Below are 11,995 nucleotides of genomic sequence, written 5' to 3'. Positions count from 1 at the left end.
GCAAACTTAAAATCAAAATATTATGGCAGTAGCATATCCAGTTTCCGTGTTTCATTTCCAGGTAGAATGGGGCGGATCCCGCATAGGTTTCACAGAAGTATCAGGCCTTACTGTGGAGCTACAAAGCATAGACTATCGTGAAGGCAGCTCACTTGAATACCATGTGAGCAAAATGCCTGGCATTCCTCAATATTCAAATATCACATTAAAAAGAGGGGTGTTCAGAGCTGACAACGAATTTTTCCAATGGCTCAACACGGTAAAAATGAACAACATTGAGCGTAGAGACCTCACCATCAGCTTGCTCAACGAAGAGCATGAACCAGTGATGGTCTGGAAGGTAAAAGAAGCTTGGCCGTGCAAAGTGGAAGGACCTTCCTTGAATTCAACAGGAAATGAAGTGGCGATTGAAACGATCGAGCTTTGCCACGAGGGATTGGCAATCGAAACCCCGTAAACAATGGCGCTATTTCATCCACCAACCGGGTTTCACTTTCTAGTAAGGTTTGAAGGGCTTTTACTAAAATACCCGGCCTTACCTGATATAGGGTTCCAAGAGGTATCTGGCTTGAGCGTGGAGATAGGAGTTGAGGAATATGCCGAAGGTGGAGAAAACCGATTCAAGCATAGAATGCCTAACCCGATTTCTTATCCAAATCTAGTTTTAAAAAGAGGGATGGCAATCAGTTCTCAAATCGCAAAATGGTTCAAAGACAGCGTGGAAGGCTTTCAGTTTGAAACGCAGGATATCACGGTCATTCTTTTGAGTCCAGAGAAGGTTCCTCTTCAGGCTTGGAATTTTGTCAATGCCTGGCCAGTGAAATGGTCGGTGGAAGGACTCAATGCGATGGAAAGTTCAATCATGATCGAAAACATAGAATTCGCCTATCAATACTATAGGAGGATTAGTCCAGACGACCTTTTGCCATAAGAAGATGCCCATAGAAATCAAAGAACTCATCATCCGTACTACGGTGGATGCAGCTAGAAAGCAAGCCTACAGGTAGCGGAAATAAACTTCCGGATACAGGTGCAGTAATGGACGGAATTAGAGAACTGAGCCGAATAATTAAAGAAAAAAACGAACGCTAAAACTTAGCTAAATGTCACTTTTAGATATTTTTTCTCAAAAAGGAGGGTTAGAAAAGCTGAAAATCACAGCTTTCAAAGACGAAAACTACAATGAGTCCACTGCGACTTATGTGGTGATGTATAATCCTACAACATTCAGCCAGGAATTCAAGTCTAAATGGATTCCAGAAGAAGGGCCTTCCGATGGAAAACAATATCAATTCAGGACATTGGAATCTGACTCGGTATCTTTTGAGTTTCTTTTCGATGCCAGTGCTGCTTCCCCGCCAAGTGAAGACAAATCAGGTGATACAAATTTCTCTTACCTCGGAGAGGACAAGCCAAATCTGGAAAGTATCTCTAGCAATAAAATCTCTGCGATAGAACTTATAAATCAGGACAAACACGTAGATCGTGCTATTCGGAAGTTTCTTGATATCACACAAAACATTCAGTCTGACACTCATAAGCCAAATTACCTGCAGATCAACTGGGGAGCCTATCAATTCAGAGGAGTTTTGGCCTCAGCCACAATTAATTACAAACTTTTCAACAGCTCAGGCCTACCCATTAGAGCAACTGTCACGGCCAATTTTGACCAATCCCTTTCCCGACAGGAACAAGCCGCAACTACAGCCCGGACTTCACCAGACCTGACTCATGAGCGCATTGTAAAAGCTGGAGACACCTTGCTTTTAATGTGTCAAAGAATCTATGGAACACAGGAATATTACTTGGAAGTAGCCCGAGCAAACCAATTGGGAAATTTCAGAAAACTCGTCCCAGGTCAGAAACTCATTTTTCCCCCAATAGCAAAAAACTGATATGCCTTTAGTCCCGATAGCTACACAAAGCAACCTAGATCACGCCACTTTCAAAGTATATTCTGAAGGTCAAGAACTCCCGCCTTCTGTAGGAGTGGCAATGATTGCGATTCGCAAAGCTGTGAATAAGATTCCAATGGCGAAGCTGGTGCTTTTCGATGGGGATATCTCAACTGGTGAGTTTCAATGGAGTGAAGGCGACTTATTCAAGCCAGGTGTAAAACTGAAAATTGATGCGGGATATGATAATAGGGAGGAGACTATTTTCGAAGGAATAATTATCAAGCATGGACTGGAAATCTATACCGACAAGGCATCAAGACTAATTCTAGAGCTTCGTGATCCTGTGATCAAAATGACTGTCGGGAGAAAAAACAAGTACTTTTTTGAAAGTAGCGACAGCGATGTGATGGAAGAGTTGATTGGCAAATATTCCGGTCTGGAAGCTGAGGTAGAAAGCACTAGTTTATCTCACGCAGAGATTGTTCAATACCACGCTACTGACTGGGACTTCATCCTGAGCAGAGCTGACGCAAATGGAAAAATCGCTACTACAGAAGCTGGAAAAGTAACTATCCAAAAGCCACAAACCAGTGCTGATCCTATCATCGAACTTCAATATGGAGATAATGTCGTAGAGTTTGAGGCCGAGATGGATGCAAGGCAGCAATATACCGCCACTAAGGGATTTAGCTGGGATTTCATCAAACAAGAAGTAACAGAAAAAGAAGGCGCTAATCCATCCATGGACTTTCAAGGAGATATCAGTGGAGATGATCTAGCAGCAGTTATTGGTCTGGAATCCTTCCAGATGCAGCATGGTGGTCTATTAGCAGACGAAGAACTTCAGGCTTGGACCGATGCTGGTTTGATGCGAAGCCGACTTTCGAAAATTCAAGGCAGGGTAAAAATTCTTGGTGATAACAGGGTAAAACCCGGAGACATGGTAGAGCTGAAAGGCTTTGGATCACGATTTAATGGCAAGGCCTTCGTGTCTGCCGTCTACCACGAGATCTCTCCCAATCAAAAATGGTTTACCCACCTAGGTTTGGGCTTGGATCCAAAATGGGTTTCTCAGCAATACGATGACATCATCGATGTGCCTGCAGCAGGACTGGTTCCAGCAATCAAAGGCTTACATATCGGCATTGTAACTGCATTAGAAGGCGATCCTGATGGAGAAAATCGAATTAAGGTAAGACTACCACTCATAAGCAAAGATGAAGAAGGAATCTGGGCAAGATTTGCGTCACCCGATGCTGGAAATGAACGGGGAATATATTTCAGACCAGAAATTGATGATGAAGTCATAGTCGCTTTCATCAATGAAGACCCTCGAGATCCGGTGATTTTGGGTATGCTTCACAGTAGTACCAAACCTTCTCCCTTTGAAGAGAAAGATGATAATCACGAAAAAGGGATTGTAACTAGAGACAAACTCAAGTTGCTTTTCGATGATGACAAAAAGACGATTTCAATTGAGACTCCAAATGGAAATAAAATCCTCCTCACAGATGACGAGGGAGCTATCCTTTTGGAAGATGAAAATGGAAATAAGATCAGTATGAATAGCGATGGGATCACAATCGAAAGCGCTAAGGATCTGATTTTGAAAGCGAATGGAGATGTTTCCATTGAAGGAACCGGTGTGGAGGTAAAAGCCAGTGCCCAACTCAAAGCTGAAGGGTCAGCAGGAGCAGAAGTTTCCTCCGGAGGACAAACAGTTATTTCAGGTTCACTAGTCCAAATCAACTAAACTATGCCTGCAGCAGCACGATTCGGAGATACAACTACACATGGGGGAACCATCATTGGCCCAGGAGAACCTAACGGTATTGATCGGAGGTATGCCTGCGGCAGTTTTGGCTGACAACCATGCCTGCTCATTGCCTCCAAATTCCCATCAGCCAACAGTCAGCCCCTTCATAGCTGGAAGTGCAACTGTCTTAATTGGAGGAAAACCCGCAGTGAGAGTTGGGGATGCATGCGTATGCGGTGCTTCAGCTGCTGTGGGAGAACCAACTGTAATCATTGGATAACATGGAAAATAACAAATCATTTCTAGGTAGAGGCTGGGCATTTCCAGTGACTTTCAGCTCTGAAAGCCAGCAAGTGCAGATGGCAGAAGATGAGGTGGATATCCAGCAAAGCCTGATCATTCTTCTAAATACAACACTGGGAGAGCGTGTGATGCGCCCTGATTACGGTGCAAACATGGAGGATTTACTATTCGAAGCATTGAATGTAACCACTGCAAATATGATTGCTAATCGCATCAAAAAGGCGATTCTGTTCCATGAGCCAAGAGTGAAAACTGAAGACATAGACCTAAGGCCAGATTATAATGAAGGAAGAATCGAGGTCTTGGTCACCTATACCATCATTGCCACAAACAACCGAAAGAAACTTGGTGTATCCTTATCTATTCACCGAAGCAACAGACATTGAATTATGAGTAAAGACTGCAACGATCTTACCCTTCCCGGCAACGGAACTAGCCGCTCGCAAAGACTCATAGAAGGTCTTTTGCCTGACTATGTCCGTGTAGATGAGCGGAAAATGGAAGATTTGCAGGCATTTGCAGTAAAAATTGCAGGAGAATTAAAATTCATCAAAAATGAAGATCCTTGGACTGTAGGAGATTGGTCAGGATTTTTCGATCAGAAAATACAGGAAAACCAATTAACCAACCCTCATTTTGCTCTTTTCCTCGCCTTCTTAAAGCTTTTCAATTTTGCGCAGCAGGATATAAATACTATCACCCAGAGGCATTTAGATTTTTATTACCGTGACGTACTTCGGTTGAAAGAAAAGCCGGCAGAGTCTGATCAGGTTTATTTGATTATTAAGCTTGCAAAGCATATTCAAGAACATTTTCTTACCAAAGACACGGCCTTCAAAGCTGGAAAAGATGACTTAGGGAAAGAAATTCTTTTCCAAACGACAGATCCAAACGTCATCAATAAGGCTGAGGTCAGTTCATTGATGAGTCTTTTTAAAGATGAAAATGGAAGGCTTTACAAATCTTCAATTGCCAATTCCGCAGATGGATCGGGTGCAGAAATTCTTTCTGAAGAGAAACAATGGAAGACCTTTGGAAAACCCTCTACACTATTCCCAAATCAGGATCGAGAGCTAGCCACCATAGGCTTTGCATTTGCTTCTCCCATTCTGCTGATGGGAGAAGGAACACGCAAAGTTTCTGAAGAATTCGATTTGAACCAACCGAGGGGTTATTAGAAAAATTGCGAACGCTCGCGCTAGATAAAACCTTCGAAATCTGGTTTAGCGGAGAAGAAGAGTGGATTCGCGCGACTATCCGTAACCGGGGAAAACGCTGCAGATAATGTGGATGCAGAAGTGTTGGCATTTTTAAATAATGCTACTTCTTGGCAAGACATCGCTGGGCTGGAACCTCAATTTGGCCCAGTAATAGATGATCCTGAATTTGGCCAGCACCGTCCTTTCAAGGGCTATGACATAGGAGAAATCACTGCTAAAAATATTCTAAGTCGAAGAGATTCATTTTCTACCAAGAGATTTTCGACTTTGAATCAAGTAGAAGCAGTCCGCGGAGTTGGCTCAGACAAAATCAATGACCTCCGCTACTCCTTTCGGAACACCAAACACAAGCTCATTTCTGGTCCTTACGGAATCGATCTCATTTTGAATTGTATGCTGCTGCCGGAGGATCCAGCAGTGGTAAATTATGACGAAGAAGTCCTGCTGCAACGAATTCAAACCAATTCACCAATTATGAAAGTGAATTTGGCGAATACCATCCAAAGCTATGGCTATGAGATTCTGAAAGATTGTGAGGTAAAATCAGCCACTATCAAAATCGATGTAGCTGGCGTAGAAAACCTGATCCTGCAGAACGCACCAGACCATTTTACCGATTGGCAAAAACATTCAACCCTTTGGATTCAGACCAGTCAAAGGATCGAATTTTTATATCGGAAGTAAGGAGGTTTTTGGTAAATCCCCGAAAACGGTTGAGTTGAAATTCAAATGGCATGGACTACCGGAAGCTACCACGGGATTTGAAGATCAATATGCAGGTTATGAAACTCGAAATAACCAGAGCTTTACAGCAGCTATGGATTTCTTGGATCAGAAAACCTGGAAACCCATCAACGCATCAAAATCACTATTTCAAGGAAATAATAGTCTTCCACTAAGCACTGACAAAACGATAAATCTCAGCGGTGCAGCTTGGAATTCAATCACAAAAGATCCCGATTTAGAGCACCTTACCCAATGGTCCCCAGCTTCCAACCGTGGTTTTCTTCGATTAAAACTGAACAGCCCAGATTTTGGACACAAGGAATACCCTCTACTTTTTGCCAAGGCTGCACTTTCACAAGCTTCACCAACAATTACTGATATAGCTCTTCCTAAAGAGCCATATACCCCAGAACTTCAAACGGTTAGTCTAGATTACACTTCTGAGGAAGAACTGAATTTGAAACAAAGTAAATGGGATGGTTTTTTTCATCTCGGGGCGTTTGGCGAAGCCAAAGTTTCAGGACAGAATGAGAGTTCACCATTGCTGCCTAACTATTCTGATGAAGGAGAATTGCTAATTGGACTTTCTTCTCATCAAAAATCACAAAACATTCAGCTCTTAATTCAGATTCTGGATGGCTCTGCCAATCCTGAGAAACCTGTTCCTCATGTCAATTGGAGCTATTTGGCAGGCAATCAATGGAAAGAATTTGATAAATATTCCGTCCTAATTGATGAAACAAATGGACTGATTCAAAGTGGATTGGTATCCTTTGCTATGCCCCGAGAGGCAGATAATACGCATACGATTCTGACAGATCAGCTTACTTGGCTGAAAGCTTCAGTCAATTCTGATTCGGATGCTATCCCTGATTTTATTGCAGTTCTAGCACAAGCCGTCAAGACAAAGTTTGAATCCTTCGAAAACGATCCTTTGCGGGTTGGGAAAGCAATCTCAGCAGAAACTATCAGCAAACTTAAAATAGGTGAAAGTGCGATCAGTAAAATCCAGCAGCCTTTTTCGTCCTTTGGAGGCAAAACTGCTGAATCCTCCAATGATTTTTACCAACGAATTGCTGAGCGGATTCGCCATAAGCTACGTGCGATCACATCTTGGGATTACGAGCATTTAGTTTTGGAGGAATTCCCTGAAGTGTATCAGGTAAAGAGCCTTAACCATACTTCTTACGATGGAGATCTGACAAAGTACCGGGCTTTGGCTCCTAGGAATGTGACCCTAGTCATCATCTCAAATGTGCAGAATAAAAATGCCATCGACCCGCTTCGTCCTAAGGCAAGTGTAGCCCAGCTGTCTACAATCCGAGATTTTATCACAAGAATATATCCTCAGGGAGTTTTCCTACATGTGGTAAATCCAGTATTTGAGGAGATTCAGGTCAGAACAAAAGTGAAATTTCACTCCTGGCGGACAAGAACTTTTTTGCCAGAAAACTGGAAGATGATCTCAAGGCTTTCCTTTCTCCTTGGGCATTTAAAACGGATTTCGATTGGACTTTCACCGAATCTTTACACAGCTCAGTGGTACTTCACTTTGTGGAAAAACTGGAATATGTGGACTACTTGACCTGCTTTGAACTTTACCATCTGGTCAAAAATCCAGTTTCTGGAGAACTTCTTTCAAGAACCAGAGTAGAGGCTGCCAAAGGCAGCCGCGGAGTTTCGGTCCTTGGGTCAATCGGCACATTGAATTCCTATGGAGATCATCTTATTGAAGTGTTGGAAACTGAGGATTGCCTCTGCGAGGACAATGAAATAAAACCAGCTGCGAGCATCGCATCTGTAGAAGACGAGGACTTGGATGAGGCATTTTGATACTTGAAAAAATGGAACAGTCAATAACCATATCGAAAGCGAAACCTACCATCAAAAGCATGGATTATGAGCTGCTGCGCACTGAAGCAGTCAGCTATATCCAACGCGTGGGAGGAAAAATATGGACTGACTACAATAGTCATGACCCTGGCATCACCATTCTGGAAGTACTTTGTTATGCAATTACAGATTTGGGATACCGAAGCAATTTTCCCATACAGGATCTCCTAGCGGATGAATCTGGAAGCTTGAAAAACCAATTTGTCTCAGCTTCCGAGATCCTTCCCTCTACACCTGTCACGATAAATGATTATCGGAAATTTTTGATGGATGTGGAAGTCGTCGATGAAGAGGATTTAGAATGCCCTCGTGCTGGAATCAAAAATGCCTGGGTAATTATTCGCGAAAGCAATGAAATTGCTATTTATCCTGACAGAAAAGAAAAAACCTTAGCATACAACCCTTTTCCAACAACCGAAGAAGCTCTTCAACTTGGGATTTTGTACGATGTATTGTTGGAGTTTGACTCTTGCGAGAATCTTGGAGACCTCAACGAGAATAATATTAGCATGGAAATCGAAGTCGAGGAACACCCAGATTTGGAAGGTGTGGTCATCGATATTCAGATTGAATTCCCAAGATGGGATGATACCAATGTCGATTGGGCAGATTCGGTTAGCATCCGCAAAAATGTACGTGCAATCTCCATTCAATTCCAAAATGTACCGGATGGGATTACGCTTGAATTCGACCTCAGTCCAAGCAATCTCATTGAATTAAAAGGTAACAAATTAGTGGCTGAGGGCCTTGATCCTCTTGAGGGACTTGGAACTTTGAGCAATCAGGTAAATACGTTCACCTACTCTAGTCCTGAGGGTATCTTGGCATTTTACCTGAAAAAAGTAGCCAAAATCAGACAGATTCTCGGGAAGGCAAAAGGGAGTTTACATGCCCATAGAAACCTATGTGAGGATTTTGTGGATTTTCATGCATTGAGAGTGGAGGAAATCTTGGTTTGCGCAGACATAGAACTGTCTCCAAACGCTCCTATTAATGAAACTGAAGCACTGATTTTTCAAACAATAAGCGCATTTCTTTCTCCTCAGGTCAACTTTTTCAATTTGGAAGAGATACTCAATCGCTGCAAAAATGAAGCATTGCCGATAGCCAAGATCCAGCAAAATCCAGCAAAAATCTGGATCGAAATACCAACCTCTGACTATCCAAAACCAAAGTCCAGCTTAAGTATAATCGGCTCAGGTGGAAACGTAGGTATCTATGAGGCGCTTGAGGTGAGAACAGATCCAAAAAACAGTAAACTCTGCGAAATCCTACTTAGTCCAAATTTCCCCTCACCGGTTTTGATGGATGACGATCAAGTATTTCTAGGAAATTGGGAGGAATCTCAATGCATCCCAACAGAAAAACTTTTCGAAGGACCACTCCTAAAACATGGCTTTATAGATGAAGGAGAACTAGCTAAAGCCGACCGAAGATCCAGCATTCATGTGACGGATCTGATCCATATAATTATGGACATTCCAGGTGTGAAGGCAGTTAAAAGTATCCAAATAGCGAACAAACCACAGGATAATGCCAGCGGATCTATTCCATCTAATAGTGTAAGATGGTGTCTTGAATTAGCAGTGGATGAGTATTACGTCCCAAGACTAAATACCGAACTTTCTAAAATCACTTACTACAAGGAAGAATTGCCTTTCCGGGCAAATCGGGAGAAGGTCGAGGATTTGCTGCAAGAATATAAAGCTGGGGAACGCAAGCAAAAGATCTATTATCCTAAAATGGATTTCGATTTGCCAACGGGAAATTTCAGAGATCCAGGAAATTACGATTCAATCCAAAATGACTTTCCGCTGGTCTACGGTATCACAGAAGCTGGTATGCTTCCAAAATCCCAAGGGAGGCCGAATCTGCCTCAAGTGCAGCAATTGAAGGCCTATTTGATGGTTTTTGAGCAGATGCTGGTGAATTACTTGAGTCAACTTGCCAATACTAGACACCTATTTTCCATAGATAATAGCACTGATGAATTTGGAAACCCAATCATTGATGCGACTTATTTTTCCCAGAGCTTAGAAAAGCTAACACCTGATGGAGCAGAACTTTGGAAGGATTTAGTCGCTCTTGAGCCTACAGTCAAAGAAATTACAGAGTCGGTCGAAGACTTTCAAATTAGAAGAAATCGCTTCCTGGATCATTTGTTAGCACGTTTTGCCGAGCAATTTACCGACTACGGTTTACTTGCGCTGCGACTAAACCCTGTAAAAGGCCAAGCTAGATTGATTGAGGATAAAATGGCTTTTCTCAATAACTATCCGAAAATCTCCTCTTACCGAGGAAAAGGATTTGACTACAAAATCGGAGATCATTTTTGGCATCGGGAAAACTTGTCTGGACTGGAAAATAGGATCCAAGGATTAATGGGAATTAGAGAAAAATCTGCTTCCTGGCTCCGATTCTCTCCTGCATTTGAATTCGTGGAAGCTTCTGGCAACTGGAAAGTTCAGGTGAAGGATTCTTCAGATGTCAGTTCTATTCGAATTAAAAGCAGTTTTTCAAAGTAAAGAAGAAGCTGCTTTGGCGTTAGAAATTGCACTTTTGATGGGAGCAAGCAAAGAAAATTACCAGATTAGCACAGGAGATTCAGGCTTCTCATTTGAATTGCATTGGGATGGAAAAACTGTAGGATCAAGCTTAAAAGTTGATTTTGGAGATGACATTGAAGGTGGTGATGCAGACCTTGCTCTCACGGAAGTTTGGGAGATTTTTCGAGAAGAATTCTTAAATAATCCCCTCGCAAACCGTAAAAATTTGAGTCTTGCATTGGACGCATTTTGGAAGGCTGAGATTACGGTAAGCTTGGCTTCGGCCCCTCCGAAATACACCTTAGAATATGCTCTTTTTGACGCCCCTTTCGGAGCTGGGACAAAATTGATAGAAGGAACTTTGGAAGTAGAAGTTGCAGACGCTACTTCAGAACCAGAGCTACAAGAGCTAGCTGAAGAACGGCTAGAAGAGCTTATTTGGCAGATTTGTACTGCTGGAGTGATGGAAGCAGCCTATGTAACTGATCCTGCTCCTTATTCTTCACCTTATAAATTCTCAGTTACTGATCCAATCCGTGGGGGTATGCTTGCTAAAAGTGTGGAATCTAACTTCAATGCTCCTTTAGCCACATCCATTTTGAATGAGGATTGGGGAGATGCTTGGCTAGTTCAGGCTGGATTCGAACCAATAGAATTGGACATCACTGAATCCACAGCCATTGGTCCATTTATTCAGCTCAAAGCCGATCCAATGCCGCAAAAGTCTGATCAGATTCATTTCGAGCGCGCTTTTGAGATTATTGGGTTAGATGTAGAAGCACATGAAATTACAATAGCAGGGCTACAAGCAGCACTCTTTGAAGATTTTGAGGATTTTGAAGTTCAATTTATGCAGGGTGAAACCGAGCATTTGATTTACTACACCATCCATCAAATCCGAGAAGAAGATGGAAATACTTTATTGGTAACCAAGAAAAAGCCAAGGCCTGACTTGGTAGAAAATCCTGAAAATGCCGAAGAGCAGCCCGGAGGTTTCGTGATTCTCAGCAGACAGTTTGAGGTAAAAACTGTGAATGGAGACTCTTTTAGAATACTAGGCGGAGCGGAAACAAAAGCAATTCAAAAAGTACAGCAATTTTTCGTTCGGGAATTTTTCTCACATGAAGGGACGCATCTGATCGAGCATATTTTACTCAGACCAAAAGTAAAAGGTAAGCATAAAGTTCCTGATGGACTTGGCGGATTTGTCAATGAAATCCTGGAAGATAAACTCCTAGATCCGCACTCAGAAGATGAATGTGTCTGCACACTTGATGATCCTTATACCTGCATGGCGCATGTGATTTTGCCTTATTGGGCAGGTCGCTTTACAACTACAGACTTCAGGAGATTTCTGGAGAAAAAGATAAAAAGGGAGACTCCAGCGCATGTGTTTTTGACCATTTGTTGGATTAGTCCTAGCCATATGAAAGCGTTGGAATTGGCCTGGAAACTTTGGCTACTCGAAACGCTAAAATCTACTCAGGAGCCCAAAAAGCTTGCTGAGACACTCGCAGGGCTAATTGATGCCTTGGCACAAATCCGAAACGTCTATCCTGTAGGCACTCTTCACGACTGTGACGAGGATGACAATTTGGAAAACTCCATCATTCTCAACTCCTCATCACTGGGAGAATTTTAACCACAACGATT

General features: G+C 42.5%; 13 protein-coding genes. All 13 read left to right on the top strand.

Translation table 11 applies throughout. The annotated features are described in order from the left end of the window. The first annotated feature begins 22 nt into the window (after positions 1–22). The 13 genes from AC0L6R_RS02705 to AC0L6R_RS02645 all read left to right on the top strand — a co-directional run bounded on the left by AC0L6R_RS02705 (position 23) and on the right by AC0L6R_RS02645 (position 11,984). Positions 23–457 (top strand): phage tail protein, encoded by a 435-nt coding sequence (locus AC0L6R_RS02705; RefSeq protein ID WP_111320708.1) that lies wholly within the window; start codon positions 23–25, stop codon positions 455–457. A 3-nt stretch (positions 458–460) separates the two neighbouring features. Beyond that, on the top strand, positions 461–931 hold the full coding sequence (locus AC0L6R_RS02700; protein WP_283413554.1) for a phage tail protein: 471 nt from the start codon (positions 461–463) through the stop codon (positions 929–931). Positions 932–935: 4 nt separating this feature from the next. Next, a complete protein-coding gene (locus AC0L6R_RS02695; protein WP_473269877.1) occupies positions 936–1,007 on the top strand; it encodes a DUF5908 family protein in 72 nt (23 codons plus the stop codon). 96 nt (positions 1,008–1,103) lie between these two features. Then, positions 1,104–1,895, top strand: coding sequence for a CIS tube protein (locus AC0L6R_RS02690; RefSeq protein ID WP_473269817.1), 792 nt, complete (start codon positions 1,104–1,106; stop codon positions 1,893–1,895). Position 1,896: 1 nt separating this feature from the next. After that, entirely contained in the window at positions 1,897–3,651 is a 1,755-nt protein-coding gene (gene vgrG, locus AC0L6R_RS02685; RefSeq protein ID WP_473269816.1) for a type VI secretion system tip protein VgrG, read from the top strand. Between the two features lie 40 nt (positions 3,652–3,691). Then, complete coding sequence (locus AC0L6R_RS02680; protein WP_473269815.1) at positions 3,692–3,934, top strand: PAAR domain-containing protein; 243 nt, start codon at positions 3,692–3,694, stop codon at positions 3,932–3,934. 1 nt (position 3,935) lies between these two features. Then, on the top strand, positions 3,936–4,343 hold the full coding sequence (locus AC0L6R_RS02675; protein ID WP_473269814.1) for a GPW/gp25 family protein: 408 nt from the start codon (positions 3,936–3,938) through the stop codon (positions 4,341–4,343). Positions 4,344–4,346: 3 nt separating this feature from the next. Beyond that, positions 4,347–5,135: a hypothetical protein gene (locus tag AC0L6R_RS02670; RefSeq protein ID WP_473269813.1), complete on the top strand. Its 789-nt coding sequence runs from the start codon at positions 4,347–4,349 to the stop codon at positions 5,133–5,135. A gap of 108 nt (positions 5,136–5,243) precedes the next feature. Continuing rightward, positions 5,244–5,861 carry a hypothetical protein gene (locus AC0L6R_RS02665; protein ID WP_473269812.1) on the top strand — a complete coding sequence of 206 codons (618 nt, stop codon included), beginning with the start codon at positions 5,244–5,246 and terminating at the stop codon, positions 5,859–5,861. Positions 5,862–5,895: 34 nt separating this feature from the next. After that, complete coding sequence (locus AC0L6R_RS02660) at positions 5,896–7,488, top strand: hypothetical protein (RefSeq protein ID WP_473269811.1); 1,593 nt, start codon at positions 5,896–5,898, stop codon at positions 7,486–7,488. Beyond that, positions 7,476–7,736, top strand: coding sequence for a hypothetical protein (locus AC0L6R_RS02655; RefSeq protein ID WP_473269810.1), 261 nt, complete (start codon positions 7,476–7,478; stop codon positions 7,734–7,736). The genes AC0L6R_RS02660 and AC0L6R_RS02655 overlap by 13 nt, the downstream gene beginning before the upstream one ends. A gap of 11 nt (positions 7,737–7,747) precedes the next feature. Then, positions 7,748–10,321: a hypothetical protein gene (locus AC0L6R_RS02650; protein WP_473269809.1), complete on the top strand. Its 2,574-nt coding sequence runs from the start codon at positions 7,748–7,750 to the stop codon at positions 10,319–10,321. After that, entirely contained in the window at positions 10,281–11,984 is a 1,704-nt protein-coding gene (locus tag AC0L6R_RS02645) for a hypothetical protein (RefSeq protein WP_473269808.1), read from the top strand. The genes AC0L6R_RS02650 and AC0L6R_RS02645 overlap by 41 nt, the downstream gene beginning before the upstream one ends. The last annotated feature ends 11 nt before the right edge of the window (positions 11,985–11,995 follow it).

Source organism: Algoriphagus sp. 10J20-15 (genome assembly GCF_055809615.1).
This window is presented reverse-complemented; position numbering and strand designations above follow the sequence as displayed.

Bases quoted from the DNA above. Each gene is read 5' to 3' on its own strand.
- AC0L6R_RS02705 (WP_111320708.1), top strand. From the start codon at position 23: ATGGCAGTAGCATATCCAGTTTCCGTGTTTCATTTCCAGGTAGAATGG.
- AC0L6R_RS02700 (WP_283413554.1), top strand. From the start codon at position 461: ATGGCGCTATTTCATCCACCAACCGGGTTTCACTTTCTAGTAAGGTTT.
- AC0L6R_RS02690 (WP_473269817.1), top strand. From the start codon at position 1,104: ATGTCACTTTTAGATATTTTTTCTCAAAAAGGAGGGTTAGAAAAGCTG.
- vgrG (WP_473269816.1), top strand. From the start codon at position 1,897: ATGCCTTTAGTCCCGATAGCTACACAAAGCAACCTAGATCACGCCACT.
- AC0L6R_RS02680 (WP_473269815.1), top strand. From the start codon at position 3,692: ATGGGGGAACCATCATTGGCCCAGGAGAACCTAACGGTATTGATCGGA.
- AC0L6R_RS02675 (WP_473269814.1), top strand. From the start codon at position 3,936: ATGGAAAATAACAAATCATTTCTAGGTAGAGGCTGGGCATTTCCAGTG.
- AC0L6R_RS02670 (WP_473269813.1), top strand. From the start codon at position 4,347: ATGAGTAAAGACTGCAACGATCTTACCCTTCCCGGCAACGGAACTAGC.
- AC0L6R_RS02650 (WP_473269809.1), top strand. From the start codon at position 7,748: ATGGAACAGTCAATAACCATATCGAAAGCGAAACCTACCATCAAAAGC.
- AC0L6R_RS02645 (WP_473269808.1), top strand. From the start codon at position 10,281: ATGTCAGTTCTATTCGAATTAAAAGCAGTTTTTCAAAGTAAAGAAGAA.